A 26,584-nucleotide genomic window follows, 5' to 3' on the forward strand; every position below is an offset into this window, starting at 1 on the left:
CGTACCGGGTCGATTGCCGGAAGTGCGGAATAACAAAAAGCGGATGATTTTTCATCCGCTTTTTGTCGTTTTTCGATATATTGGAGCCGCTGCCCGTTTATTCGGAACGGAACGAAACCAAACGACATTTGCACCGGTTGAGCGTTTCGATACATTTGGCCACGTCCGTAGGACGGATGATCACGCTGGCCAGTTCCCCTTCGGAAAAGGCGTACATATATTCGATGAAGACCTGCTCGCGGGCCAGAATATCCAGCACCGGAGAGAGCGAGCCCGGCGTGTTGGGGCAGTTGATTCCCACCACGTCGGTGAGCGTCACCGCGAATTTAGCTTCGCGAAGCACCCGTTTGGCCGCTTCGACGTCGGAGACGATCATCCGCAGAATACCGAAATCGGCGGTCTCCGCCATGCTGAACGCATACATGTTGATGCCGTGTTCGCCCAGGATGCGGGCCACGTCGTTGATGCGTCCCGTCTTGTTTTCCAGAAATACCGATAATTGTTTGATCGTCATGATTATCCAGTTTTTAAGGTTTGTCTATTTGAGTACGCGTTTATCGATCACCCGTTTGCTTTTGCCTTCGCTGCGCTCGATGCTGTGCGGTTCCATCAGACGGATGTCGGCCCCGATGCCCAGCACGCTGTGCAGACGGTCGGCGATCCGTTTTTTGAGCGCCATCATCTGGCTGATCTCGTCCGAATAGAATGCTTCGCGCACTTCGACCTGCACCTGCAGCGTGTCGAGGTTGTTGACCCGGTCGACCACCAACTGATAGTGCGGTTCGAATTCCGGCAATTCCAGTACCACGCTTTCGACCTGGGACGGGAAAACGTTCACGCCGCGGATGATCAGCATGTCGTCGCTGCGGCCGACGATACGGCTCATCCGGACGTTCGTGCGTCCGCAGGCGCAGGGTTCGTAGGTCAGCGAACAGAGGTCTTTGGTGCGGTAGCGCAACAGCGGCATACCCTCTTTGGTCAGGGTCGTGAGCACCAGCTCGCCCTGCCCGCCGGCGGGCTGCGGTTCCAACGTGTTCGAATCGATGATTTCCGGATAAAAATGGTCTTCGACGATGTGCGAACCCGATTTGCAGCGGCATTCGTACGATACTCCGGGCCCCATGATCTCGCTGAGCCCGTATATATTGTACGCATCGACGCCCAGCTTCGCTTCGATCTCGCGGCGCATGTTTTCGGTCCACGGTTCTCCGCCGAGAATGCAGGTACGCAGCCGAAATTCGCTGCGCGGAATACCCGACTTGATGATTTGTTCGGCCAGGTACAGGGCGTAAGACGGCGTGCAGGCCAGCGCGGTGGAGCCGCAGTCGTGCATCAGTTGGATGTGCTTGGCCGTATTGCCCGTAGACATCGGGATGACGGTCGCTCCGAGGTGTTCCACCCCGTAGTGCAGACCCAGTCCGCCCGTGAAAAGGCCGTAGCCGTAGGCGACCGTGAACAGGTCGTCGCGCGTGGTGCCGAAAGCCGTCAGGCAGCGTGCGATCGACTCCGACCAGATCGAAAGATCGCGGTGCGTGTAACCGACCACCGTGGGTTTGCCGGTCGTCCCGGACGAGGCGTGCAGCCGGACGATCTCCGATTGGGGGGCGGCGAACAGCCCGTACGGGTAATTGTCCCGCAGATCCTGCTTGGTAGTGAAAGGCAGTTTGACGATGTCGTCGATCGTGTCGATGTCGTCGGGCGTAAGGCCCATCTGCTGCATTTTGTCGCGGTAGAAAGGGGTATGGTGGTAAACCCGGTGCACCAGCTTTTTGAGCCGGGCTCCTTGTAGCAACCGCATCTGTTCGCGGTCCATACACTCCTTCGTTTGATTCCAGATCATAATTTTGTAGATATTCCGCATCCGGCGATGCGGTGGGTTTTCATTCGGTTTTCAGGTTACAGCGGGTGGTCGGTTTTGAAGGCTTTGAGTCGCTGTTCGAGGATGTCGAACAGTTCGTCCGTCATCCGCGACGTGCAGGCGCGGATGCCTTCCTGCAGGCTGCCCGTGGTATTCAGCGTGATCGAGCTGATCCCGTAGTAGAGCAGTTCGCGCATCAGTTCGCCCGAAGTCATTCCCGGGTAGCCGATCGTGAAGAAGAATCCGTCGCCGATCGGTTGCTCGACGTCCTTGTCGTATACGACGTGAAAGCCGTTTTCGCAGAAAAGCCGCTTCATCTTTTCCGCCCGCCGGCCGTATTCCATCGTGTCGGCCACGAAATCGATCTGTCCGTCGCAGGCCGCTTTGTACATCGCCGCGAGGCCGAACTGTACCGAATGGCTGGCGCCGGAAGTGATCATGTACATGATCGCGTTGGTAAACGTGTTGCCGAAAAGTCCGGCTCCGTTGTAGCGTTCGGCCAGGGCCGGGTAACGGCGGTTGAAGAGTTTGTCGGAAATACATACGACGGCCATTCGCTGGCCGGCATAGCTGAATATTTTCGAGGCCGACAACATCAGCATGTAGTTGTCGGTGTAACGCGCTACGGTCGCCTGGAAAGGAGGTTCGAACGGACGGCTCAGATCGCGTCGGAAATCCATCGCGAAGTAGGCCAGGTCTTCGAGCACGATCGTGTCGTACTGCGTGGCCAGCTCGCCGATAATCTGCAATTCCTCCTCTTCGAGGCAGATCCAGGCCGGATTGTTCGGGTTCGAATAGATGATCGCCGAGATATTTCCCTCTTTCAGAAAGCTTTCCAGCTTATCGCGCAACGCTGCTCCCCGATAGTTGAAAATGTCGAACTGGCGGTATTTGACACCCAATATTTTCAATTGCGATTTCTGGATCGGGAATCCCGGGTCGATGAACAACACGGTATCCTTACCGGGCGAGCACTGGCTCGTGACGATGAACGAGCCGAACGATCCCGCGACCGATCCGGTAGTCGGAATACAGGCTTCCGGCGTGATGTCTACGTTCAGGAAGGCCTTTACGAAGCGCGAGGTTTCGCGTTTGAGCTCCGGAACGCCTTCGGCGGCCGGGTAGATGGCTGCGATACCGGTGTCGAGCGCCGCTTTTTCGGCGGCGATTCCTACCTGGTTGGGGCTCAGGCCCGGTACGCCCTGGTCCATCCGGATGAAAGGGATGCCCGTGCGCTGCTCCAGGGCCGAGGCCAGCAGCACTACCTGTCCGATCGTGGCCTGTGCCAGGTCGGTGATCTTCAGCTCGTCGACGATCGATTCGACCAGTTGTCGACTGAATACGCTATTTTGCATGTTTTTCGTTTTCGCTTTTTTACAGATGTTTCCGCATGATGTGCTCGGCGGCTTCTCGGCCGCATGCCAGCGCTTTGAGGTTCATCGCGACTACGTCGTCGCCTTTGCGTCCGAAAAAGCGGCGGATACCGTCTTCGATTTTTTCGATCCCGATGCCCAGGATCGGCGACGCGGCGCCCAGCAGCACGACATTGGCGGCGCGCGGGACGTTGTTCTCTTTGGCCAGCGCATCCACGTCGAGCAGGATGACGCGCGGCAAGCGTTTCAGGTCGGCCAGCAGGTCGTCTACCTGCGGGTAGTTCGGAATGTTGACGAAAGGCGCGGCGTTGGTCACGATCCAGCCCGTGTCGGACAGGTAAGGCAGGTAGCGCAGCGCTTCCATCGGTTCGAGCGACAGGATCAGGTCGGCCCCGCCGCGGGCGATCAGGTCGGAACGGATCGGTTCGGACGAGATCCGCAGGTTCGATTGTACGTCGCCGCCCCGCTGGCTCATGCCGTGCACTTCGGCTTGCTTGATATGCAACTTTTCTTCCAGGGCCGCTTCGCCGATGATCGCTGCGATCGAGAGGATGCCCTGGCCCCCTACTCCGGACAGAATGATATCTAGTTTCATAGGTTTCAAGATTTGGTCGTTTTGTTTTGTCGGGCTTCCTTGTGGTGCCGTTTGAGGGTCTGGATGCATTCGCGGCGCGGGATGATGACCGAGACGCCCCGGTATTCGATCTCTTCGCGCAGGATGGCGGTGATCTCGTCCATATTTTTCGGCAGCGGAACCACCACGCGCACGTGGGCCGGATCGACCCCTACTCCGAGGCAAATCGCTTCGAGCTTGTTCGTCCCCGCGGAGTCCTGGCCGCCGGTCATCGCCGTGGTCAGGTTGTCGGAAATCACGACGGTGATGTTGGCGTTCGAATTGACCGCGTCCAGCAGGCCGGTGATGCCCGAATGGGTGAACGTTGAGTCGCCGATGACCGCTACGGCAGGCCACAGGCCGGCGTCCGCAGCGCCTTTAGCCATCGTGATCGAGGCTCCCATGTCGACGCAAGAGTGAATGGCGCGGAACGGGGGCAGCGCTCCGAGCGTGTAGCATCCGATGTCGCTGAATACCCGGTAATCCTTGTATTCGCGCACCACGCGGTTCAGCGCATCGTACGTGTCGCGGTGTCCGCAACCCGAGCACAGCGCGGGCGGACGCGGAGTCACGTGTTCGCTCGGGGCGAAACCGGGCGCCGATTCCAGTCCCAGCGCCTGTTTGACATTGTCTGGGGTCAGCTCCCCGGTGCGGGGCACATCGTTGCTGAGGCGTCCGCGGATACGGACGGCGGTAGGCAGTACGCCGCGCAGTTGTTCCTCCACGAACGGCTGTCCGTCTTCCAGCACGAGGATTTCGTCGCAGGTTTCGGCCATACGGCGCACCAGCGTCTTCGGCAGCGGATACTGGGACAGTTTCAGTACCGGGAAGTCGCATCCTGCCGGAAAGTTCTCCATCAGGTAGTTGTAGCCGATACCGCAGGCGATTACGCCCGTTTTCCGGTTCGGGCCGTCGGTATAGCTGTTGTAGGATGATTCGGCGGCGAGCGCTTCCAGTGCGGGCTGTTGTCCCAGCAATTCGCCGTAGCACCTGCGTGCGTTGACGGGCAGCAGCACCCAGTGCGCCGGGTCGTCCGGGAAACCGAGCTCGTTCTGTTCGCGGATGCGGCCCGGGCTGATGACGGCCCGCGAATGCGCCATCCGCGTGGTAATACGCATCAGTACCGGCAGTTTGTGCTGTTCGGAAAGGTCGAACGCATAGGACATCATGTCGTAGGCTTCTTGCTGCGACGAAGGTTCCAGCATCGGCGTGAATGCGAATTTGCCGTAAAAGCGGGAGTCCTGTTCGTTTTGCGACGAGTGCATCGACGGGTCGTCGGCCACGAGGACGACCAATCCGCCGTTGGTGCCGGTTACGGCCGAGTTGACGAAAGCGTCGGCGGCTACGTTCAGGCCCACGTGCTTCATGCAGACGAGCGCCCGCTTGCCGACGTAAGAGACGCCCAGAGCGGCTTCCATCGCCGTTTTTTCGTTGGTGCACCAACGGCTATGCACGCCGCGCAGCGTGGCCAGTTCCGAGGTCTGGATATATTCGGTGATCTCCGTCGAGGGAGTTCCCGGGTAGGCGTACACGCCGGTAATCCCGGCATGAATGGCTCCCAATGCGACGGCCTGGTCACCCAGCAGCAATAATTTTTCTTCCATATTGATCGTGTGAGGTTAGCTGTTAGATATTCAGTGTGAAAGGATCGGCGTCCTGAAGCGCCGGGAATTTTTCGCGGAAGGTCGTCAGGGAGATTTTGTCCGCTTCGGCGGAGAGCGTCGCCGGCTGTCCGCCCGTGCCGGCGTCGGCCAGCGGTTTGCCGAGGAAGTCGAGCAGTACAGTCCCTCCGCAGTAGTTGCAGTTCGGATCGTCTCCCACCCGGTTGACCCCGGCCACGTAGCAGACGTTTTCGATCGCCCGCGCTTTGAGCAGCGCGCTCCAGGCTTCTACGCGCGGCGTCGGCCAGCTAGCTACGTAGAGAATCATGTCGTAATCGTCCCGGTTGCGCGACCAGACCGGGAACCGCAGGTCGTAACAGACTTGCAGCAGGATGCGCCAGCCTTTGTATTCCGCGATCACGCGCCGGTCTCCGCCGGTGTATTCCTTGTGCTCGCCGCCGTAAGTGAAGAGGTGGCGTTTGTCGTAATGCACCGTCGCACCGTCGGGACGGACGAAATAGAACCGGTTGAAGTAGCGGCCGTCCTGTTCTACGGCTACGCTGCCGGCCAACGCGGCTCCTTTCTTCCGGGCCGTCCGTCGCATCCATGCCAGAGTCGGCCCTCCGTCCGGTTCGGCGGCTTCGCGCGGGCGGGTGCAGAACCCGGTCGGGAACATTTCCGGCAGTACGACGAGGTCGGTTTCTCCGACCGCAAAGATTTCCCGTTCGAAACGGTTGCGGTTGGTGGCCGGATCGTTCCAGACAAGATCGGCCTGTATCAGGGTGATGTTCATAAATTTTTTCAAAAACGCTATATCTTACAAAAGTAAGATTTATATCCTGAAAAAAATAACAATCGGTTAAAATTTATTTGTCGGCTGCCGGCGTTTGACTTCCGGTTCAGGGATAAATTTCACGCCGGAAAGCGTTGAAAAACTATCGTAGGCGTATCCCGAATCAAACAAATGCGCCAAAATCACTCCAATCGCTGTCGCGTCTTACATACCGATCCGTCCGCCGCAATACCCTCGATTACGATTTCCAAACGAGACTTGTTTTTGTCGTTGGTGTAAAACTCGATCGAACCTTTGCCGTCGTCCCCAAGTTGTAAATAGGGCTCCCAGTAAAGCGTCGTCCTGCGATCCGGGGTTTTATTCGCCAATTTTTCCGGAGTGTCGTAAACAGGATGGTAAAACTCGGCTCCAGGTATATAACCCACCGTTCTGTACAGGCCGAACCGGCGTTTTCCCTGGGCGTCCTCTTTCAGATAAATCTCGAACCGGCAGGGATAATCCGGGCTGGTACCGATCGGCAGATACGGAAGAAACTCCCGCAGCGGAGGTCCAGGCATAGGCATGAGTACCGTACGGATGTATTCGATGTCCCTGACCGTATATAAGTTCAAAAACTCGGTACCCATAATCACCTCGCCATTCAGGCGGAATTGAAGCGGGACACTCATTCTGCCCCCCATATCTATGCACCATCCCAAAGGCATCTGTTTCATTCCCGGAAAGTGTTGTACATATTTCTCCAGCGACATCGTACTCAGTTTTGCGAACTGCGCCGTATCCTTGTGCAGCCTCTTTTCGACTCGCAGGGCCGGAGCGTTCGGATCACGGCCATGAACCACCACCTCGTCGATCTGGTACGTTGTAAGACTGTCCAAACCCGTTGGAGGCGGAGACGCCCGACGAACCTCTTCGAGCCGCTTTTCCCTGATTGTCTCGCTCAGATAAGGAGCCAGGGGCGTAAGCCCCGGACGGTAATAAGTGTCTTCGAAATGGATCTCGTAGGGAATCTTCCCTTTTTTGTTGTAAAACGGGATCAGAAATACCGTCGTATCCTGAAAATCCAACCCTTCGAACAGAAAGTGTCCCGCACTGTCCGTCGTGGCAGTGAACGCCCGGTCGCCCAGACCGTCGCCCCGGGAGGCGAACGCCGTTAGGGTCGCTTCCCCAACGCCTTTGCCGAACATATTGTTCACGCGACCCGAGAAAAACTGTCCGTGCTCGAAAAAGAATTTCGGCCTGAACGGAGCGGTGCGGAACAGACTGTCCGTACGGAAACGCCGCCAGCCGTGCGTTAGCATAACCAAATCAAGGCTGTGCTGCCGGGCCGGCGAGTCGTCCAGAAAATAGTACCCCGGATTGTGGACGTATCCCTTCAGATCGGAGGTCAGCAACAGATAAGTGTATATATGATCGGACAGGGAATCCGGTTTCACGGCGTCCGCATCCGTTATGCTGACCGAAAACCGTCCGGAGAGGGGTTGCGCTCCCCTTTTCAGCGAAATATCCGCCCGCACCTTCTCGCGGACTCCGTAGGCGGGTTTGTCGGCGCGGACGGTGAAACGGGGAGTACTGCCGGGTTTGCGGATATAGACCAACCGTTCGGTGCGGGGACAACCGGTCGAGTCTGTCAGCAGCAGGTGAAGGATACCTTCCGGTAATGAATCGGTTCTTATCGTTCCTGTATTTTGCCGCGCGTCTACCGGGTGCAGCAGACAGCACACGCCCCGCGTATGTCCGACCAAAAGGCCAGACGCGGGAACTTTTCCCAGAATCCGGTAACGAATGTCCCGGTTTCCCTGAACGACCTGCAAAGCGCAGGCGTTGTCACGCACAGCCGGAAGGGAAACGGAGACGGAAAGCGTATCGAGGAACGCGATCGCGCGATAGCTCTCGCTCTCGCGGGGCGTGAGCAGGAAACGGCCCATTCCGTCGTGCTCGCTGCGGAAGCGGGCTACGGTATCGTTGCCGCCGTTCAACAAATACCCCTGCACCTCCGCAGGACTGCCGTCCGGACGGACCGCCCTGAACGCAACGATCTGGGGCATGTCGGATCCTACCAGTTCGCCCCCTTCGGGAAGGAACTGGATGTCGAACGATGCGCGGGGCGGTTCGATAAAGACCGTACGGCGGAAAACGGAATCCTCGCGTATCGAAATCCGGATATCGGCATAGGCCCCGCGGGAAGCGGAATCTCCGGGCAGGGGAACCAGTACGGCGCCCGTGGACGAAAGACGCTGCGTACCGGAACCCAGGTGTTTCCCGTTCTTATCGTACAGATCGAACGACGCTTCCTTTTTCGAAAGGGGGCGTTCGTAACGGTCGAGAAAACGGACGACCATACGCTTGTCCGTATAAGTGACCGAATGGCGGACTTTCGAGATATTCTGTCCGATCACGATGTTTTTCTGGAAGAAACCGGAGGCGTCGAAATTGAGCATCCAACCCGTATAAGCCCGCAGGGTGTATTCCCCGGAAAAAAGAGTATCGGCCAACGGGAGGCAGTTTGCGAACCCCATCGAATCGCGTTTGATCTTTCTCGAAGTCACCAAACGTTTGGCCCGGTCGTACAGATCGACGTAAATGAAATTGGAGAGCGTATCGGGTCTGTGTGTCACGGCATCCGTCAGATAGGCCCGGAACCAGATCGTGTCTCCGACCCCGTAGTAGGGCTGGTTCAGATGAAGGTAGAGCTTCTCGGGATGTTTGGCGGCTTGCGCGTCGAAAAAGGACTGTATCCCGGAATCTTGCATAGCGTTCCGGTTTTCGCGGGCTGTTTGGGCACGGGTGTGCGGGCAGGCAAGATAAACTGCCGTACATAAAATCAGCAAAAATCTATCCATAGCGCATATGGTATTGGATTGTATCAAATTTATAAAATATTCGATTGATTTACAAAACAATTCGACGTTCGTTCGTGTCGTGCCGGAAAATAATAAAGAAAGCGGGCGACTTTACAAAAGTCACCCGCCCGTATCAGAAAACGGTTCTGGAAGTATTTCCCCGATAGGTTTAGAATTTCCAGCCGAGAGTCAGCGAAAATACCCGGTTTTTGATTTTTTTCAGGTCGCCGCCTTCTTGCGCTATTTCCTCTTTGAACGTATCGGTCGCGATGTCGTTCAGCGAGAAGTTGTAGCGGGCGTCGATTACCAGTCCGTAGTCGAGGGTATAGGAGAGGCCGACGGGAATGGCGATGTCGGTCGTCCGGAACAGGTTTTCGTCTTTGAGGTCGGCGGTTTCCCACGGTCCGTCGTTGCTGCGCACCCGCAGTTTGGAACCGATGAGGAATCCCGGTTGGATGCCGGCTTTCAGGGCCAGTCCTTTGGTTACGTAAAAGTTGGCCAGGATCGGAATGTTCAGGTAATTGAGCCGGTAGCTAAACTCTTCGGACTCGGTTACGAATCCTCCTCCCGGGCCCCGTTCCGTCCACGTCGCCTTGTCGGTGGAACCCTGCCGGGAATAGAGCACGTCCGCCGAGACGGCGAGCCATTTCAGCGCGCGGTATTCGGCGAAAGCGCCGACGATCAGCGAGGGTTTCGTTCCGTTCAGGTCGCGGGTATTCTCGGCGGAACTAGCGTACAGGTCGGCGATGTTGATTCCGACTTTCGGGCCGAACGTAAAGGTTTTCTGCCCGGAAACGACTCCGGCGGCCAGCACAACTGCGATTAGGAGAATTGTTTTTTTCATAAGGCGGGTTTTTGTCCGTAAATAATTGACTGAAAATAAAACCGAGGAAATCTGTCGTTACTGCAAAAGTAAAAAATAATTCGTAAAAAAGTCTCCGTTGCAATCCGATATGCAGCGGAGACCGTGTTCGATTGAACTGGGTATGTAACCGAAAATCCCGAAGGACGTTTCAGTAGACGTTGGTCTGCAAAGTAAATCCGGCATTCATCTGTCCGGTTCGAGACTGTTCAAGACCAATCGGGCGGTGATTTTCGGATGGCGTCCGCTCCGGCGGTACCGCACTTTCCCTGAAAATCCGTTGTCCTGTATCGATCGTCGTCGTGGCCGTGGTAGGCAGGAGGGGAAACGTTAATCGAAAAAACGCCTCGGAACCAAATCGGTTCCGAGGCGTCGGGGAAAACAGTAAACGTGGACCGCTTACGGATTGTCCGCCTGATTTTCGAGCCGGGTACGGCCCGCCGTTTCATAAACATAAATAATTTTTGTACTGCACTTTGCGAAGTTTTTGGAAGAAATATCTTTTCATGTGGCGTATGTTGTTTTTTTACGGGCGGAATCTCCGAACCGGTATTCCCGAACGGATCGGCCGTCCTCTGTACCTGCGTTTTATTCGCATTTTACGATTTGATTTGAGCATTATTATTCGTACCTTTCGGTACTGCAAATGTATTTTCAGAGAACGGCATATTGGTGTCGTTTATAAAGTATTTAAATTCAAATATTTTCTAATAAAACAACCCGGGAGTCGGGAACGGTGCGATTTTCGCAACGCGCTCCGGATGGAACCGCCCTGTTTTGCCGACCGGCGCAGCGATCGCCTTCGCGGTTTCTTTTTGGGATTAAAAAGTAAAAAACATGGATACGACGGAAATGATGATGATCGACAAGCTGAATTCCGGCCTGATCGAGTCGATGAAAGAAAAGATTCCGGAGGGAGCCAACCTGGCGAACCTGTTGATGGATATACTGTATATAGGTAAAGAGGCCGTTTACCGGAGGCTGCGGGGCGAAGTGCCCTTTACGTTTACCGAAGCCGCGGTGATCTCGCAAAAGTTGGGCGTATCGTTGGATCAGCTGATCGGCGCCAACTTCGGCGGGAATGCGCTGTTCGGGCTCAATATCGTGCATTATGCCGATCCGGTCGAGACGTATTACGCGATGATCGACGGTTATACGAAGATTTTCCGGGAATTGAAACGAGAACCCGAGTCCGAGCTGGCGACTTCGTCCAACATCATTCCGCAGACGCTTTATATGAAGTACGATATGTTGTCTCGTTTCCGGCTGTTCAAATGGATGTACCAGCATGACAAGATCGACTGCACGAACCATTGTTACGACGATCTGGTGCTGCCGGAAAAGTTGTTGCAGCGGCAAAAGGAACTCGTCGACGAGGCGCAGCAGTTCGAATCGACCTGCCATATATGGGACAGCATGATTTTCCAGTACTTGGTCAACGATATCAAATATTTTACGAAAATCCACCTGCTGACCGAAGATAACGTGTTTCAACTGAAAACCGAACTGCTCCAATCCCTCGATGAGTTGGAGGAGATCGCCATGAAAGGGAAATTCGCATCGGGGAAAGACGTTCATATTTACATTTCGAACATCAATTTCGAGGCGACGTACAGTTATGCCGCGTCGAAGTACCGCCATGTCAGCATGATCCGGATATACGCGATCAATTCCATTACATCGCGCGATACGGAAGTGTTCGGCAACTTGAAGGAGTGGATCCGTTCGCTGCGGAAGTTTTCCACGCTGATTTCCCAGAGCGCGGAAATGCAGCGGATTCAATTCTTTAAAAAACAGCGCGAGATTATCGCGGAATTGTAGTGTAAGGGTTTCCGCAACTCTGCGGAACGTCTTGTTGCGAAAAACGAAAATACGGTAGTTGAAAAGCAGCCGGGTTGCATTATGCGGCCCGGCTGTTTTTTGTGCGGTGCAATATTAGAAATCGTTCGTTTCGAATCCTGCGGATACGGAAACTTTTATTCGAAGCGGAAGACGCATCTTTGTATGGATGAGAAAAGGAGGGAAAAAAAACGGCGCGGTCGATCGCCGGACGGGCAGTCTGCCGGTGCCGGGTATCGTGCAGCGAAAGGGAGCCGGGCGTGCGGATGGCGCAAGCAGGAACAGCGGGAGATGCGCGCGTCTGATTCCGAAAATACCGGTTTCTCCGGTCCGCGGAGCCGCTGATCCGTCCCGTGAGTTCGGGCGGCGCTTCCGGGCGTAGAATGAAATGACTTAATGAACGACAAAAACAAAAAACAATGAAAAATGAGATGGTTAATGAATTGATCGGAGTCATGCGGGAACGGATTCCCAAAGGCAGCAACCTGGCCAATTCCCTGATGGAGATCCTGTGTATGGGTAAGGAGGCCATTTATCGTAGGCTGCGGGGCGAGGTCGCCTTTACGTTCGAAGAGGTTTCTCTGATCTCGCAGCATCTGGGCATTTCGCTCGACAAAATTGTCGGACGCCGGATGCTCAACGATACGATGTTCGACCTGAACCTGCTGCATACGGGGGACCCGATCGAGAGTTATTACGAAATCCTGGTGCGTTACGCGAAATTGTTCGACCTGCTGCGCGACGATCCGACGGCGAGCGTGGCGACGGCTTCGAACCTGATTCCGTTTACGTTCTATTCTCCGTACGAATGCCTTTCGAAATTCCGTCTGGGCCGCTGGATCTACCATCACGGTAAAATGAAGCCTCCCGCCAGCCTGTCCGACCTACAAGTGCCGGACAAAGTGCCCCAGATGCACTGGAAACTCAGCGCAAGCATCCGGCAGTTGTCCCACACCAGTTTTATCTGGGATTACAACATATTCCGGTCGATCGTCAAGGAGATCCGTTATTTTGCCGGACTCGACCTGCTCTCCGCCGAGGACGTGAGAAATATGAAGAAAGAATTGGGACTGCTGCTGTCGGAACTGGAAGCCGTGACGATGACCGGAGAGTTCAGCAAGCGACATTCGCTGGCGATCTACCTGTCGGATATCAATTTCGAGGCGACTTACACGTATGTCGAGAAGGGCGATTTCCAGGCCTGCCTGTTTCGCGTTTATTCGATCAACTCGATGGATTCGCAGAATCCGCGCATGTGCAACATTCAGAAAAACTGGATACAGTCGCTCAAACGTCATTCGACGCTGATCTCGCAGAGCAGCGAGATCCAGCGGAGGCAATTTTTCAACGAACAGCGGGAGATCGTCGAAAGCCTGCAGGAAGCCTGATTCGTTCTTTGCCGAAAACGGGCGAAGGCCGGGCCGTATGTATGTACGGGTCGGCTTTTTTGCGTAACGGGACGTACTGTATCGTTTCGTGTACCATGTCCGGACGTGCTCGTTGAGAAGCGGAAATTTTTACGTTCGATGCAGACCGTCAGCCGGGACGGTTTCCGGTGACGAATCCGTTGCGGGCGGCAATGAGCGCGGGGTACGCCGCCCGGACGGAAGAGTTTCCGACCTGTCTGCCGGAAAACGGGATTCCGGGAGGCCCCCGTGAAAGCGGAAAGAGAAAGGAACAGTCGCTCTTGGCGGTTGCATCCGGCGCGGAAAACGGTTCGGTCCGAGGTCAGAACCGGATGTCGAGGCGAACGAAGCCTTTGCCGGGCGTCCAGTCGGGGCCTTCCCGCACGAGGCGGACGGCTTCCCGGTCGGCTGCGGCACCCAGGCTGCGGATCACTTCGATGTCGACGGGGCGTCCTGCGGAGTCGATCCTGAAACGGAGAGTTACTTTGCCGTGCGGTAGGTTCCCGTCGTCCGGATAGACTTTGTGCTCGTCCAGATACCGGAGATAGGCTTTGTGTCCGCCGACGGGGATGGATTTGCGGACGTCTTCCTGTCGTGCTTCGGGTTTCTGCGTACCGTAGCCTACGACGATGCATTCTGTCAATTGCTCGTCGTCCTCCTGCAATGCGAGCCGTATCGGGCGGGAGGTGTCGGCCGGTATTTTTTCGGTGCGATATCCCAGGTAGTTGATTTCCAGTGTGTCGGTTCCCGGAATTTTGGATAGCGAGAAATTTCCGTCGCTGTCGGTTACGGTGCCTTTGCCGGGTCCGGAAGCGACGGTGGCTCCGATAAGCGGCGTGCCGTTTCTATCGGTGATCCGGCCCCGTACCGATGCGGGTCTCCCGATTTTCCGGAAGATTCTTTCGGAATCGGATGCCGGGGAGACCTGAACGGAGGATTGCATTTTCTCCGGGCGGTCGCTGCGTTCGGCGGCGATGTCGGCAGCGACCGGCAGGGCGGCCTCGTCCTGCGAAAGGCTTTCTTCGGAAGGAGCCGGCGGCGGAGTGCCGGCGACGGTTTCGCCCGGCCGGGATTTTTCGTTTTCGGCGTATTCTGCCTCTTGTTTCGCAAGGGGCGCCCGGTCTTCGGCTGCGGGCGTCTCTTCCGGATAGACCGACGGCGTTTCGGCGGCGGTTTTTGCCTCCGGGCGGGATTTTTCGGGCGTCGCGGCGGCGAGTACGACGGAATCGGCCGGAACGGAGCGTTCGGGCGTATCCTGCCGCAGTGCAATCGCCGGTTCCTGCATCGGAATATTCCGTAGCGTCAGCAGGTATCCTCCCGCGCCGGCGCACAGCAACAGCGCCGCCGCCGCGCTCCAGTAAATCCTGCGCCGCAGTTTTCCAGCGGCGCCCGTCACCCGGCGCTGCATTCGCCGGATCGCATCGGTCGGATCGCCCGGCACCGCATCGTATCCTTCCAGCGCATCGTGCAGGAACGGATCGTCCATCGCTTCGCGTTCGATGCGGCGGGCTTCCCTACCCTTGCGGTTTCCGGTTATGTAATCGATCAGTTTCATCGTTCCGTCCGTTTTTCGATGCAGATTTTCAAGTTGCGTTTCCCGTTCTGGATGTAGCTTTTGACGCTTTTCAAGTGCCATCCGGTCGCTTCGGCGATATCGGCGTAGGACATCTCTTCGAAAAAGAAATGCCGGATGCTGATCCGCTGCGGTTCGGGCAGTTCCTCGAGGCAGGCTTTCAGCGGTTCGTTCCGCGATACCGCTTCCGGTTCGTCCAATAGATGCGTAATTCCCGCCGATTCCATAAATCGCGCGTCCGGTTCGTGCGGAATTTCCCGTTTCGTTTTACGCAACTGCTGCAGGCAGTGATTTTTCGCCGCACTGTAAATCCATGTCCGGAATTCGCGGATTTCGTACCGTGCGATTTTGGGTTGCAGCTCTTCGAACAACGCCATTACCGCATCTTCCGCGAGATCCTGCCTTTGCAGGTATTTCAGGCATACGCCGTACAGCAACGGTATATACCGGCTGTACAGCGTGCCGAAGCAGCTATCCTGTCCGGTTTGGCGAAGCGTCGCAGCAATTCGTCGTCGTCCGGTTCCCGGGTATGGGTCTGTGCGAAAAACAAGCCTGTTTTTGTTTTAAAGGTAGCTATTTTTACGGTTCGTCAAAAAATTTCCGGGTAATTTATGGAATTTCCGTGCGGAAGGCATCTATCAGGCAAACGAACCTTAAAACATGGATTATGAAAAAAGGAATTTTAAGAAAAACGCTGGTTGCGGCTTTTATGCTGCTGTCTGCGGCGCCGCTGCTGCGGGCCGAACGAATCGACGTGAGCGGACGGGTGACCGATGCCGACCGGACCCCGCTGCTCGGAGTAATCGTCAGGGCGGGAGCGGCCGACGGCGTGCTTACCGACGTAAATGGAAATTTTTTGGTGAAAGGCGTCGAACGCGGGAGTATGCTTACTTTTTCGTATATCGGGTATAAGACCCGTTCGGTAGCCGCCGATTCGGTTCGGCTGCACGTGGTTCTCGAGAGCGATAACTTGAAACTGGAAGAGGCGTGCGTGGTCGTCGGTTACGGGACGGAGAAACAGAGCCTGCGGGCGGAGCGTATGCCGCGGGCGGTTTTCGCCGCGGATTGCGGCCTACCCCTGCCCGCGCCGGTTGCCGGAAACGGCGAAGCGTACGCCGCCTTTGCCGAAAATCGGTTCCGTCCGGCGCAGTCCGAACCGCTGTCCACCTTTTCGATCGACGTGGACGGAGCTTCTTACGGCAATCTCCGGCGCATGATCGGCAAGGGTGAGACGCCTCCGCAGGACGCGGTGCGGATCGAGGAAATGGTCAATTATTTCACCTACGGTTATAAAAAACCCGAAGGGAACGATCCGGTGGCTATTTCGACCGAAACCGGGATTTGCCCGTGGAACGAGGCGCACCGGTTGGTGCGGATCGGTATCAAGGCGCGGGAGATCGCTTCCGAGGCTTTGCCCGCGTCCAACTTCGTGTTCCTGATCGATGTTTCGGGATCGATGTACGGCCCCGACCGACTCGGGCTCGTCGTTTCTTCGATGAAGTTGCTGATCAACAACCTGCGCGACAAAGACCGCGTCGGCATCGTTACTTACTGCGGCAGTGCGAAAACGGTTCTGGAGTCCGTGCCGGGCAGCGAAAAACAGAAAATCAGGGACGCGCTCGAACAACTCGAGGCCGGCGGTTCGACGGCCGGCGGCGCGGGGATTCAGAAGGCTTACGACCTGGCTCGGCGCAGTTTTATCGACGGCGGTAACAACCGGGTGATCCTTTGTACGGACGGGGATTTCAACGTCGGCGTTTCGAGCGAGGCGGAACTGGAACGGTTGATCGCGAAGGAGCGTCAGAGCGGCGTTTTTTTGACGGTTCTCGGTTACGGGATGGGGAATTACAAGGACGGAAAGCTGCAAACGCTGGCCGAAAAGGGTAACGGCAACCATGCCTATATCGACGACCTGCAGGAAGCGAACCGCGTGTTGGTGAACGAATTCGGTTCGACGATGCACACGGTTGCCAAAGACGTGAAATTGCAGATCGAGTTCAACCCGGCTCGGGTTCAGACTTATCGTCTGATCGGATACGAAAGCCGGTTGCTGAACAAGGAAGATTTCAACGACGACACGAAAGACGCCGGTGAAATCGGCGCCGGGCACTGCGTGACGGCCCTTTACGAAGTGGTTCCGGCGGGTGCGGCGGGGAACGTTCCGGGTAGTGTCGATCCGCTGAAATACCAGTCGGCCGCTCCGGTTCCGTCCTATGCGGGGCCCGATTCCGAGATGCTGACCGTCAAACTCCGTTACAAGGAGCCGGACGGAGACGTTAGCAAAAAAATGGAGGTCGCCCTGGTCGATTCGGGCGGAGACCGGGTGTCGTCCGATTTCCGTTTCGCTTCGGCCGTGGCGATGTTCGGACAGTTGCTGCGCAATTCGGATTTCCGAGGAAAAGCCACGTACGACGATGTGATCGCGCTGGCCCGCCGGGGACTCGACGACGATCCGCAGGGATACCGGCGGGAGTTTATCCGGTTGGTCGAAACGGTGAAAAACCTGTAACGTTCGAAACCGGGAATACAAAACGGGGAGGCGTGAGACGAGCGCCTTCCCGTTTCGTATTCAGGATATGGTCGTGTGAGGAACGACCGGTTGCCGGTAGTTACTTTTTCAGTTCCTCCACGACTTTCGGCAGCATCGTCCGGATGGTGTGTTCGTCTTTGGCCGTGTAGAAATTGCCGTCGGTCACCGAATCTTCGTCGGTGGCTTTGCCTTTTTGAATGGCGGTTTTCGCCAGCGGATGCAGCGCCAGTTTCCGGCCGGTGGTTATCCCGGCGAACTCGAACATCATCGCGGCGGCGCAGTGCCCGATCATGATTTTCCCTTTTTCGCCGAATGCTTTCAGTACGGCCATCAGGTCGACGTTGTACGGTTTCTCCGCGTTTTGCTGGAAGACCGGCACGGCGTCGCCGCAGGCGAATACCAGGGCGTCGAATTCGTCTTCGCGTCCTTTGAGGTGGGCGATCACGTCGTCGGCGACCAGCGCGATGCCCGAATTGCTTTTGATCTCTTTCGAATTCGCTACGGCGAATACTTTGCAGGGAATCCCGTTTTCATAAAATGTTTCCAGGTACTCGAACAGGCCGAACCCGTTTACCGGATTGACGGCCACGACAGCTACTTTCTTTGCCATGACGTTTGATTTTTTTAGTGAAACAAAAGTTATCTTTCGTAAGTTCGTTATATTTGTGAACAAATGTAGCGGAAACGAAAAGTAAAAACAAGAAGGCACTTGCAGATAAGTAAGTTACATGCATGTAACCGTTGCTGATCTTCAGGGAGTCGTTATCAGAAAAAATCATGCAAAATTTTCATCGCGACGGAATATGTCCGATCCGGGACGTGCTGAGCCGGCTGGGCGACAAGTGGTCGCTGCTCGTGCTCGTTTCGCTGCAAACGAACGGAGTCATGCGTTTCGGCGATTTGCAGCGGTCGATCGGCGACGTGTCGCAGCGGATGCTGACGGTCACGCTGCGCACGCTGGAGGCGGACGGGATCGTGGAACGGAAAGTCTATGCCGAGGTGCCTCCGCGGGTGGAATACCGTCTGACCGACCGGGGCCGGAGCCTGATGCCGTACCTGAACGGGTTGGTGGAATGGGCGCAGCGGCACGCGGACGGCATTCTGGAAAGCAGAAAGTAGAAGCGACGCATCCGCCCTGGTTCGACGATACGATCGAAGAGGTGCTATGCGAAAATTCTGGGCGTGCATTGGGCGACGGCCTTTCCCGGACGCAGATAGGATGGGTAGGTCATATGTGTATGATTTAATGTCGGTTATGTTTCGATGCCCGATTTCAGATTATCTCCGGCCGATTCAATCCCGGCGGCGCTCCAGGACACGTACCGTCCGTTCCAGTCCGTCGGCAAGCAGCGTCCGGGGACAGGCGATATTCAGCCGGATGAATCCTTCTCCGCCGGGGCCGTACAGCGTGCCCGAATTGACCATCAGTTTCTGTTCTTCCTGCAAACGCAGGGCCGTATCGTCCGAGCCGATACCGGTCGCCCGGCAATCGATCCAGACCAGGTAAGTTCCTTCGAGCGGCAGCACGGGGTATTGCGGCAGTCGTTCTTCGAAAAAGCGGCGGAGGTATTCGTAGTTTCCCCATAAATACTTTCGCAGGGCGTCGAGCCACGCCCCGCTTTCGTCGTAAGCCGCTATCGTGGCCGCCACGCCGAACGGGTTGACGTCGCACACTTCGTTGATGTTGACGGCGCGGTCGATGCGGCGGCGAACCTGTTCGTCGGCAGCGACGATGTCGGCGATTTGCAGCCCGGCCAAATTGAACGCCTTGCTTGGGGAGACGCAGGTCGCGGAGTTCATTAGGAAGCGTTCGGACAAGGAGGCGAAAGGCGTATAGTCATGCCCTTCGTAGGTCAGTTCGCAATGGATCTCGTCCGCAACCACGAATACCCCGTGCCGCAGGCAGATGTCGCCGATACGCCGCAACTCTTCCGGCGTCCAGACCCGTCCGACCGGGTTATGCGGGTTGCACAGCAGCAGCAGCTTCGCTTTCGGATCGGCGGCTTTCGCTTCGAGATCGTCGAAATCGACCGTATAGCGGTTGTCCCGGTAAACGAGGCGATTGGCCGACATTTCGCATCCGTCGTTGCGGATCGACGAGTAGAAACAGTTGTATGCCGGGGTTTGGACGATCACCCTGTCGCCCGGAACCGTCAGGGCTTTGATGATCGCCGATAACGCCGGTACGACGCCGCTCGTATAGACGATCCACGGGGGATCCACCTGCCAGCGGTGACGGTTCCCGAACCACCGCACGACGGCATCGTAATAAGCCTGCGGCACTTTGGTATAGCCGAAAATCCCGTGCGCCACGCGCCGCTGCAAGGCTTCGATAACGGCTGGAGCGGTACGGAAGTCCATGTCCGCCACCCACATGGGCAGTACGCCCTCTTCTTCGGGGGTATCCCATTTGTAGGAGTTCGTCCCGCGACGCGGGATAATTGTGTCGAAATCGTATTTCATAATTTATTTTTTTATCCGTAATTTATAAATCCAGTTACCGCCCCAGAGTCTGACTAAGAATATCGCGCCTCGGAAACAAAGTTCGATGCACATGGCGAGCCACACGCCGCGCAATCCCATCGTGGGAGCGAGCCATGCGGCCAACGTCAATCGGACGCCCCAGATACTCGCGAAATTCATCAGGCTGGGAACCGATGTGCTACCCGCTCCGACGAAAACGCCGTAGGCACGATGGAAGCTGCGAACATCGGCTCGGCAAAAGCTTCGATTCGCAGTATTTCGACTCCCAGTACGCGGATTTCCTCGACGGGCGTCATCACGCCGATGATTTGCGGAGCCGCCATATACATCAGCGCGCCCATGATCCCCATGACCGACATCCCCGACCAGACGGTGATGTTGGCGAAACGCCTGAGCAACCGGATCCGGTTCGCTCCGAGACTTTGTCCGACCAGTGTCGTAGCCGCTTCCGCGATGCCGTAGCCGGGCATGTAGCAAAGGCTTTCGGCTATGATGGCGAACGAGTTGGCGGCTATCGCGACGATGCCGAGCGGGGCGACGATAACTGTCGTCATGATCTGCGCGCCGCAAATGGCCGCGTGTTCGAATCCCATCGGCAGGGCGATGCGCACGGCTTTGCGCAACGTATCCTTTCGGGGCATGAGAAGCCCCCGTTCCCCGGACAGTTTCAGCAGGGGCGACCGGAGGCAGAGATACCACATCATCCCTCCGCCAGTCGCCAGTTCGGCGAGCACCGTTCCCAATGCCGCGCCTTCCACGCCCAGGCCCGCACCGGGTACGACGAAACTGAAGTCCAGAATCTCCATTTGCCGTGTCGGGAAGATCAGAAAGAAATTGAACACGACGTCGAGCAGGCACATCAGTACGTTCAACAGGCTCGGCACGCGCATGTTTCCGCTGCACCGCAACATCCCGCCCGCAAGGAAATTCAGTTGCAGGGCCGGCAAAAAAAGCGAAAATATCCGAAAGTAAACGGACGAATCGTGCCGTATGGCCTCGTCGCCGCCCAGCCAGCCTGGAAGCGCTCCGCCGATGGAGACGCCGACGGCCGCCAGCAAAGAACCGAATATAAATGTAGCCGCAACGGATTCCCGGAGCACCTTTCTGGCCCCTGCGAAGTCGCCGGCCCCGATCCGGTGCGCCACCTGTACGGAGAACCCCGTTGCTGCGGCCGCGCACAGTCCCCAGAACAGCCACGTCGTGGTCGATACCAACCCGATGGAGGCCGATGCGTTCGCCCCCAGGCTCCCTACCATCGAAGCGTCGATATACTGCATCGCAATGGAAGACAACTGGGCCATAACGGCCGGCGCACTGAGGTAGGCGGTCAATCGCAACTGCTGCCCCAGCGTCATCTTTTTTCCTTCGCGGATGAGCGATAAAAGGTAATCGGTATTGTCGTTTCCCGTTCCCATCGGCCTGTCCGGAAATTATCAGGCGGAGAAACAAGTCCGTTCGTCCCGGAGTTTCAGCGCGCAGTCGGCAGGAGCCTTGATATGCTTGTCGAGGATAATCTCGCCGTAACTCTCGGCGATTATGCGGCCGCTGCGGGGATTCTTCACGCTGCGGACGGGGCTGTCGATCGTGGCGTGTACGCTGCTGTACTCGAAAGCCAGGTCGCAGTCGTCGGCCATCACGCAGTTCTCCAACACGAGGTTTTCCGCATAGCACAGGGGCTGCGTACCGGAAATTCTGCAATTCACCAGACGCAGGTTGCGCGAGTGCCAGCCAGGTATTCGCCGTTCAGCTCGGAATCGTAAACCGTCACGTTTTCCGTTTCCCACAAAGCGTCCTTCGTCGTGATTTTGGCATTGCGCAGTTCCATGTTCTTCACATACTGGAACACGTATTTGCTGTCGCTTTCCAGTCCGTCGATGCGGAGTCCGTTGCAGAACATAAACGGATAAGTTCCTCCGTGCAGCTTCAGATTCTTTATGTTCAGCCGGTTGCACCGCCAGAACACCTCGTCGGCGTCGGTCATCTCCACATTTTCGATCTCGATGTCATGCATCTCGCGGAACATCTTGGGAGCGTCGATCCGCGTATCGGTCATTTTCAGGTGGTCGGAATACCACAGGGCGGAACGGGCGCCGACATCGAAGAAGCATCGGTCGATGGCGAAGCCGTGGACGTGCCAGAAAGGATAATTCCCTTCGAACCGGCAATTGACGGCTTCGATGTTGCTGCACTCTTTAATGGCCGACTCTCCGGCGCGGACGGTTACGTTCTCCAGCCGGAGATCGTGCGATTCGAACAGGGGGCGCTCGCCTCCGAATTCCGTATTCGAAATAAGTTTCATCGTTTATCGTGTTATTCGTTTTTGATCGATTTGATGAGCCGTGCCGGAATACCGCCGACGACCGTATTCGTCGCCACGTCTTTCGTTACTACGGCCCCCGCTGCCACGACGGCATTGTCGCCGACGGTTACGCCCGAAAGAATCGTGGCGTTCGACCCTACCCAGACGTTCTTTCCCAAAACGATCGGGGCGGGATAAGTCGTTTTACGGTCTTCCGGAGCAAGTCCGTGATCGAGCGTGGCGAATACGACGTTGTGCCCGATTTGGCAGCCGTCGCCGAGGGTTACCCCGCCGTGATCCTGAAAGTGGCAGCAAGCGTTGATGAACACTTCGTCTCCTACGGCGATGTTCTTACCGAAGTCCGTATAGAACGGCGGGAAGACGCGGAGCGATGGCGGAACCCGGTAGCCGAACAGGTCGGAAAGCAACCCGCGCACTTCGTCCGCCGTATGGAAGGATGCGTTCAGCCGGAAGGTGACGCGCCTCGCCTCGTTGCTCATTTCGTCCATAAAACGGCGAATCTCCTCCGAGTCGAGCGCCTGGCGCGTCTTCGCGTATTCTTTGAAAGTTTCGATAGTCATGTTTTGTTCGTTATCTTATTGCCGTTCGAATTTTACCCGCACATCGCCGGCGACACGCAACGCCTCGATGCCGTCGCCGTCGATATGTCCGATTTTAATCAGGTCGTTGCTCCGCGATCCGTTCTTGCAAAAAATCGCCACGTTACCCCACGGCGCGTAGATCGTGATGTCGCCGGGTATGGGGACGCAGCCGCGCGCGGTGCCGGCGGTCGTCAGTGCCGGGGAAGGATAGAAAATCTTTTCGGTCGTCTGGTTGTAGTCGTTCAGCGTCACTTCCAACGGCAGGCGCGAAAGGAAATCCCGTGCGGCGGCATTGTCTTCCATCGTGGCGGTAATCGTGCGGTCGCCGACCGAGATGTTTACGTTCGGCGATGAGATGCCGGGTGTGACCGGTTCTTCACGGCCGGCGCCGATTTCGTCGAGCCATTCCGCAACGCGGCCCTCCATCTGGGAAAGTGTCGAGGAGGTCAGCAGCAACGTTCGATCGACGAAGGTCGCTTCGGGACAGAGCGACCGCGCTTCGCCGATCGAAGCGGATATACCGCTGCCGCCGCTCGTGGCGAACAGGGCGATCCGCCTGCCGGCGAGTTTCGAGGCGTGTTCGTGCAGGAAAGCCTGCATTGGCGTCGCCATGCTGCCGTACCAGATCGGATAGCCGACGAACACGATATCGTAACCGTCGAAGCTGTCTACCGAAGTGCCGACGGCCGGATAACGGCCTTGCTCGATAGCGGCCAGTTCCTCTTGCGCTCGCTCCAGCATGGCGTTATAGTCGTTCTCATAAGGCATTTGAGGTTCCACCTCTATCATGTCGCAGTCGAGTGCCGTCCGGATCTGTCGCGCCATACGTTCGGTATTACTCGTGCGCGAACTGTAAAGTACCAGGTATCGGCCGCTGCCTTCGGGAGCGAGCGTATCGGAATCGTCCGTATCGTCTCCTCCGCCGGGCTGTTCGGGAGTTTCGGGCTGTCCGGGCGTAAACGGTTCGTTGTCGGAACCCCCGCAGGCTACCATCGACAGAACGGCGAGCAGCAGGAACGGAAGCAATAGTAATTTTTTCATCTCTCTTTATTTATATTATTTATTTGATACAAAAGTAGATTGTCCCGGTCGTACTTTTTGTAGATAATTCCCCGGTTTATATACCCGAATTACGGATTGTGCTTCCGATTGCAAAAACGTCCCGTCGCAACAAAAGAACTCCCGTAATACGATCGATTACGGGAGTCTGTTTTCGGTATGCCCGTATTCATTTCGGACATTCGATGCCGTAGAGCCGTTCGACCTTCGCCGGCGAACCTTTTATCGCTGGTCGAGTTGACCGTATTCTTCGTCCGTAACGGGTTCGAGCCACTCGTTGGAAGCGTTCTCGCTGGGAACCTCGAATGCAAGATGGGCGAACCAGCTATCGGTCGCCGCCCCGTGCCAGTGCTTGACATTCGCCGGAATGTGGATGACCGTGCCGGGAAGAATCTCCACGGCCGGCTTTCCCTCTTCCTGATACCAGCCGCGCCCGGCCACGCCGATCAGCATCTGTCCGCCGCCGTTCGTCGCACGGTGGATATGCCAGTTGTTCCGGCAGCGGGGTTCGAACGTGACATTGGAGATCGATACCTGCTCGCGCGAAATCGGGGCGAGGTAGCTGTTGCCGGTGAAATACTGGGCGTATGTCGTATTCGGTTCGCCGATCGGGAAAATCATTTCGCGCTGGAAAGCGGCCTTGGCGTCCTCGCCGGCCGTATCCTCGGCCCACACGCCCTTTGCCAGGTTGAATGCCGCCCACGCTTTCGGCCAACCGGCATAGAAACCGATGTGGGTGATAATTTCGGCGATCTCCGTGCGGGTGATTCCGTTCTTTCTGGCCGACTGAAGATGGAAAACGAGCGAATTGTCCGTAATGCCTTGACTGATCAGGGAAGCGATGGTCACTACACTGCGGTCGCGCAGACCGAGTTTATCGGTGCGGCTCCACACTTCGCCGAAAAGGACGTCGTCGTTGAGTTCCGCGAATTTGGGAGCGAAGTCGCCTAACTGGTCGCGTCCGGCCGTTTGTACGATTTTTTCCTGTGCCATAACGTTGATTGTTAACATGCTGAATACTGAAAATAAAAGGAATTTATTCATAATCGTTTCGTTTATTGGATGAAGTTATTGATGCGGTTTGCTGGGTTGAGCGGCGTCTGGTCGGAGAGCACGAGCGTCTTGACCATATGCAGCGTTCCCTGTTTGTATTTCTGAAAATGCTCCGATGCAACGTGCGATTCGTAAGCCTCGCGGCTCGCATAGGTTTCGAGAATGGTTATCCTGCGGGGATTCTCCTTTTCGCTGACCGCATACATGGTCAGCACCCCCGGCTCGGTACGCAGGGAGATTTCGCCCACTTCGGTCGCATACTTCATATACTCGTCGAGATATTCCGGATAGACCTCTACTTTCGACAGCCGCACGATGCCGTCGGCCGCCATCGGCAGTTTGGCGCACATGCCGGGTTGCTTATCCAGATTCAGACATTTGCCGCATGACGGCAGGACGAACAGAGACAGAAAGCCTATGATTGTTTTGACCATAATCAGTTTTTATAAACCTGTTTTATTCGTCGATCTGACTTTCGGCGAGGTGACCTATCAGATCGATTTGCGCGTATTCCCGGTCGAACGTTTCCGTTTTCCAGGCCGACGGACGAATCATTCCCGCTCCGAGCAAATTGTCGAGATGGTCGGAATGGGCCTTAGCCGTCGCTGTTCGGTAAGCGGGATTTCGGCAATCGGAATCCTATTTTCCTTTCAAGGCTTCCTTAAAAAAAAACGTCTATTTTGTCGAAAGGTATGACATCGAGGTTGTCGTAAAGATCGACGTGGTTGGCTCCGGGGATAATCAGCAGTTCCTTGTTGTCTCCCGTCAGCCGTTTGTAGGCGTCTTCGCTGAAATAACGCGAATGGGCCTCGGCCCCGTGTATCATCAGTACGGAGCTGCGTATTTCGCCGATGTAGGAGAGGATCGGCATATTGACGAATGCCAGGGAACTGGTTTTGATGATTCCCTCGTTTGAATTCGGCGACCGGCGGTGGTAGCCCCGTTCGGTCTTGTAATAGTCGTGGTATTGACGGACAAAGAGCGGAGCGTCTTCGGGAACCGGGTCGACTACGCCGCCGTTACGCTCATAACTGCCGTTGCCGTAGTCCTTGCTGCGTTGGGCGTTCAGTTGTTCGCGCAACTTGTAGCGATCGTCGGCGCTCATGGCGTCGAAATATCCGTTGGCATTCACGCGGCTCATGTCGTACATGGTGGAAGTGACCGTAGCCTTGATGCGCGGGTCGTTGGCTGCGGCATTGAGCGCGAACCCGCCCCAACCGCAGATGCCGAGAATGCCGATGCGCCCGGGATCGACATCTTCGCGGGCGGTCAGGTAATCGACCGCCGCGCTGAAATCTTCCGTGCTGATTTCGGGCGAAGTGAGGTAGCGGGGCGCGCCGCCGCTCTCTCCGTAAAACGAGGGGTCGAATGCGACGGTCAGAAAGCCGCGCTCGGCGAGGGTCTGCGCATAACGGCCCGAAACCTGCTCTTTCACCGCCCCGTAAGGGCCGCTGACCGCGACGGCGGCCAGGCGTCCCCGCGCATTCTTCGGTTTATACACGTCTGCGGCGAGCGTGATGCCGTAACGGTTGTGGAAAGTGATTTTCGAGTGTTCCACTCGGTCGCTCTGCGGGAAGGTCTTGTCCCACTCCTGCGTTAATTCCAATGTGTCCATGTCGGTCGATTTTATGTTTTTTAACGTTGTCTTTCCCGATGCCGCGACGTTCGTGAAAGCCAGAAACGTCAGCAGGCCCAATGCCGTTTTCAAAAAAACTCTGCCATCCATAATTTTCAGTTTTTATTAAACTTCCGATTGCAAAATTACCGCGATAAAACGGCGGGATTGTATACGATTTACC

19 protein-coding genes and 4 pseudogenes are annotated in these 26,584 nt (G+C 56.4%); 4 read left to right on the plus strand and 19 right to left on the minus strand.

Annotated features, from left to right (window positions below):
* Positions 1-97: 97 nt before the first annotated feature.
* The 8 genes from DW082_RS10930 to DW082_RS10965 all read right to left on the minus strand — a co-directional run bounded on the left by DW082_RS10930 (position 98) and on the right by DW082_RS10965 (position 9,922).
* Entirely contained in the window at positions 98-514 is a 417-nt protein-coding gene (locus DW082_RS10930; protein ID WP_055204030.1) for an ACT domain-containing protein, read from the minus strand.
* Positions 515-538: 24 nt separating this feature from the next.
* Positions 539-1,840: a phenylacetate--CoA ligase family protein gene (locus tag DW082_RS10935; protein ID WP_118458662.1), complete on the minus strand. Its 1,302-nt coding sequence runs from the start codon at positions 1,838-1,840 to the stop codon at positions 539-541.
* Between the two features lie 56 nt (positions 1,841-1,896).
* Positions 1,897-3,213: a pyridoxal phosphate-dependent aminotransferase gene (locus tag DW082_RS10940; protein ID WP_101570738.1), complete on the minus strand. Its 1,317-nt coding sequence runs from the start codon at positions 3,211-3,213 to the stop codon at positions 1,897-1,899.
* 19 nt (positions 3,214-3,232) lie between these two features.
* A complete protein-coding gene (locus DW082_RS10945) occupies positions 3,233-3,826 on the minus strand; it encodes an indolepyruvate oxidoreductase subunit beta (RefSeq protein WP_101570735.1) in 594 nt (197 codons plus the stop codon).
* 5 nt (positions 3,827-3,831) lie between these two features.
* On the minus strand, positions 3,832-5,448 hold the full coding sequence (locus tag DW082_RS10950) for a thiamine pyrophosphate-dependent enzyme (protein ID WP_118458610.1): 1,617 nt from the start codon (positions 5,446-5,448) through the stop codon (positions 3,832-3,834).
* A gap of 22 nt (positions 5,449-5,470) precedes the next feature.
* A complete protein-coding gene (locus tag DW082_RS10955; RefSeq protein ID WP_118458664.1) occupies positions 5,471-6,238 on the minus strand; it encodes an amidohydrolase in 768 nt (255 codons plus the stop codon).
* A gap of 182 nt (positions 6,239-6,420) precedes the next feature.
* The gene (locus DW082_RS10960; RefSeq protein WP_118458612.1) at positions 6,421-8,988 is read right to left on the minus strand and encodes a hypothetical protein; all 2,568 of its coding nucleotides are present in this window, start codon (positions 8,986-8,988) and stop codon (positions 6,421-6,423) included.
* Between the two features lie 259 nt (positions 8,989-9,247).
* On the minus strand, positions 9,248-9,922 hold the full coding sequence (locus tag DW082_RS10965; RefSeq protein ID WP_101570731.1) for a porin family protein: 675 nt from the start codon (positions 9,920-9,922) through the stop codon (positions 9,248-9,250).
* 873 nt (positions 9,923-10,795) lie between these two features.
* Here DW082_RS10965 and DW082_RS10970 point away from each other — a divergent pair.
* On the plus strand, positions 10,796-11,761 hold the full coding sequence (locus DW082_RS10970; RefSeq protein ID WP_118458666.1) for a hypothetical protein: 966 nt from the start codon (positions 10,796-10,798) through the stop codon (positions 11,759-11,761).
* Positions 11,762-12,198: 437 nt separating this feature from the next.
* Positions 12,199-13,167, plus strand: a complete 969-nt coding sequence (locus DW082_RS10980; protein ID WP_118458616.1) for a hypothetical protein — start codon at positions 12,199-12,201, stop codon at positions 13,165-13,167.
* Between the two features lie 340 nt (positions 13,168-13,507).
* Here the strand turns inward: DW082_RS10980 and DW082_RS10985 are convergent, their stop codons facing one another.
* The gene (locus DW082_RS10985; protein WP_182424154.1) at positions 13,508-14,740 is read right to left on the minus strand and encodes an energy transducer TonB; all 1,233 of its coding nucleotides are present in this window, start codon (positions 14,738-14,740) and stop codon (positions 13,508-13,510) included.
* A pseudogene (locus tag DW082_RS10990) lies at positions 14,737-15,308 on the minus strand (RNA polymerase sigma factor). The gene DW082_RS10985 and the pseudogene DW082_RS10990 overlap by 4 nt, the downstream one beginning before the upstream one ends.
* 117 nt (positions 15,309-15,425) lie before the next feature.
* Here DW082_RS10990 and DW082_RS10995 point away from each other — a divergent pair.
* Positions 15,426-17,267: a VWA domain-containing protein gene (locus DW082_RS10995; protein ID WP_118458620.1), complete on the plus strand. Its 1,842-nt coding sequence runs from the start codon at positions 15,426-15,428 to the stop codon at positions 17,265-17,267.
* Between the two features lie 100 nt (positions 17,268-17,367).
* On the opposite strand, the gene DW082_RS11000 is transcribed toward DW082_RS10995, so the two are convergent.
* Entirely contained in the window at positions 17,368-17,898 is a 531-nt protein-coding gene (locus DW082_RS11000; RefSeq protein ID WP_118458622.1) for a DJ-1/PfpI family protein, read from the minus strand.
* A gap of 167 nt (positions 17,899-18,065) precedes the next feature.
* On the opposite strand from DW082_RS11000, the gene DW082_RS11005 reads away from it, so the two are divergent.
* On the plus strand, positions 18,066-18,407 hold the full coding sequence (locus DW082_RS11005) for a helix-turn-helix domain-containing protein (RefSeq protein ID WP_118458624.1): 342 nt from the start codon (positions 18,066-18,068) through the stop codon (positions 18,405-18,407).
* A gap of 174 nt (positions 18,408-18,581) precedes the next feature.
* Here the strand turns inward: DW082_RS11005 and DW082_RS11010 are convergent, their stop codons facing one another.
* The 8 genes and pseudogenes from DW082_RS11010 to DW082_RS11050 form a co-directional block, all read right to left on the minus strand.
* Positions 18,582-19,751: a MalY/PatB family protein gene (locus DW082_RS11010; protein ID WP_118458626.1), complete on the minus strand. Its 1,170-nt coding sequence runs from the start codon at positions 19,749-19,751 to the stop codon at positions 18,582-18,584.
* A gap of 3 nt (positions 19,752-19,754) precedes the next feature.
* Positions 19,755-21,187 (minus strand): annotated as a pseudogene (locus DW082_RS11015) (MATE family efflux transporter).
* 18 nt (positions 21,188-21,205) lie between these two features.
* Positions 21,206-22,071, minus strand: a pseudogene (locus tag DW082_RS11020) (DUF3737 family protein).
* Positions 22,072-22,082: 11 nt separating this feature from the next.
* Complete coding sequence (locus DW082_RS11025; protein ID WP_101570714.1) at positions 22,083-22,652, minus strand: DapH/DapD/GlmU-related protein; 570 nt, start codon at positions 22,650-22,652, stop codon at positions 22,083-22,085.
* Positions 22,653-22,667: 15 nt separating this feature from the next.
* On the minus strand, positions 22,668-23,714 hold the full coding sequence (locus DW082_RS11030; protein ID WP_118458628.1) for a cyclophilin-like fold protein: 1,047 nt from the start codon (positions 23,712-23,714) through the stop codon (positions 22,668-22,670).
* A gap of 240 nt (positions 23,715-23,954) precedes the next feature.
* Positions 23,955-24,776 (minus strand): carboxymuconolactone decarboxylase family protein, encoded by an 822-nt coding sequence (locus tag DW082_RS11035; protein ID WP_118458630.1) that lies wholly within the window; start codon positions 24,774-24,776, stop codon positions 23,955-23,957.
* A gap of 11 nt (positions 24,777-24,787) precedes the next feature.
* A pseudogene (locus DW082_RS11040) lies at positions 24,788-25,168 on the minus strand (putative quinol monooxygenase); the annotation flags it as partial.
* 278 nt (positions 25,169-25,446) lie between these two features.
* The gene (locus DW082_RS11050) at positions 25,447-26,400 is read right to left on the minus strand and encodes an alpha/beta hydrolase (RefSeq protein ID WP_409049078.1); all 954 of its coding nucleotides are present in this window, start codon (positions 26,398-26,400) and stop codon (positions 25,447-25,449) included.
* Between the last annotated feature and the right edge of the window lie 184 nt (positions 26,401-26,584).

It is taken from the genome of Alistipes sp. AF48-12, from assembly GCF_003477565.1.
GTDB classification, from domain to species: domain Bacteria; phylum Bacteroidota; class Bacteroidia; order Bacteroidales; family Rikenellaceae; genus Alistipes_A; species Alistipes_A hominis.

What these genes read in the sequence shown, in the direction of transcription:
- DW082_RS10930 (WP_055204030.1), bottom strand. Translation starts at nt 514, where the DNA reads ATGACGATCAAACAATTATCGGTATTTCTGGAAAACAAGACGGGACGC.
- DW082_RS10935 (WP_118458662.1), bottom strand. Translation starts at nt 1,840, where the DNA reads ATGATCTGGAATCAAACGAAGGAGTGTATGGACCGCGAACAGATGCGG.
- DW082_RS10940 (WP_101570738.1), bottom strand. Translation starts at nt 3,213, where the DNA reads ATGCAAAATAGCGTATTCAGTCGACAACTGGTCGAATCGATCGTCGAC.
- DW082_RS10945 (WP_101570735.1), bottom strand. Translation starts at nt 3,826, where the DNA reads ATGAAACTAGATATCATTCTGTCCGGAGTAGGGGGCCAGGGCATCCTC.
- DW082_RS10950 (WP_118458610.1), bottom strand. Translation starts at nt 5,448, where the DNA reads ATGGAAGAAAAATTATTGCTGCTGGGTGACCAGGCCGTCGCATTGGGA.
- DW082_RS10955 (WP_118458664.1), bottom strand. Translation starts at nt 6,238, where the DNA reads ATGAACATCACCCTGATACAGGCCGATCTTGTCTGGAACGATCCGGCC.
- DW082_RS10960 (WP_118458612.1), bottom strand. Translation starts at nt 8,988, where the DNA reads ATGCAAGATTCCGGGATACAGTCCTTTTTCGACGCGCAAGCCGCCAAA.
- DW082_RS10965 (WP_101570731.1), bottom strand. Translation starts at nt 9,922, where the DNA reads ATGAAAAAAACAATTCTCCTAATCGCAGTTGTGCTGGCCGCCGGAGTC.
- DW082_RS10970 (WP_118458666.1), top strand. Translation starts at nt 10,796, where the DNA reads ATGATGATCGACAAGCTGAATTCCGGCCTGATCGAGTCGATGAAAGAA.
- DW082_RS10980 (WP_118458616.1), top strand. Translation starts at nt 12,199, where the DNA reads ATGAAAAATGAGATGGTTAATGAATTGATCGGAGTCATGCGGGAACGG.
- DW082_RS10985 (WP_182424154.1), bottom strand. Translation starts at nt 14,740, where the DNA reads ATGAAACTGATCGATTACATAACCGGAAACCGCAAGGGTAGGGAAGCC.
- DW082_RS10995 (WP_118458620.1), top strand. Translation starts at nt 15,426, where the DNA reads ATGAAAAAAGGAATTTTAAGAAAAACGCTGGTTGCGGCTTTTATGCTG.
- DW082_RS11000 (WP_118458622.1), bottom strand. Translation starts at nt 17,898, where the DNA reads ATGGCAAAGAAAGTAGCTGTCGTGGCCGTCAATCCGGTAAACGGGTTC.
- DW082_RS11005 (WP_118458624.1), top strand. Translation starts at nt 18,066, where the DNA reads ATGCAAAATTTTCATCGCGACGGAATATGTCCGATCCGGGACGTGCTG.
- DW082_RS11010 (WP_118458626.1), bottom strand. Translation starts at nt 19,751, where the DNA reads ATGAAATACGATTTCGACACAATTATCCCGCGTCGCGGGACGAACTCC.
- DW082_RS11025 (WP_101570714.1), bottom strand. Translation starts at nt 22,652, where the DNA reads ATGACTATCGAAACTTTCAAAGAATACGCGAAGACGCGCCAGGCGCTC.
- DW082_RS11030 (WP_118458628.1), bottom strand. Translation starts at nt 23,714, where the DNA reads ATGAAAAAATTACTATTGCTTCCGTTCCTGCTGCTCGCCGTTCTGTCG.
- DW082_RS11035 (WP_118458630.1), bottom strand. Translation starts at nt 24,776, where the DNA reads ATGAATAAATTCCTTTTATTTTCAGTATTCAGCATGTTAACAATCAAC.
- DW082_RS11050 (WP_409049078.1), bottom strand. Translation starts at nt 26,400, where the DNA reads ATGGACACATTGGAATTAACGCAGGAGTGGGACAAGACCTTCCCGCAG.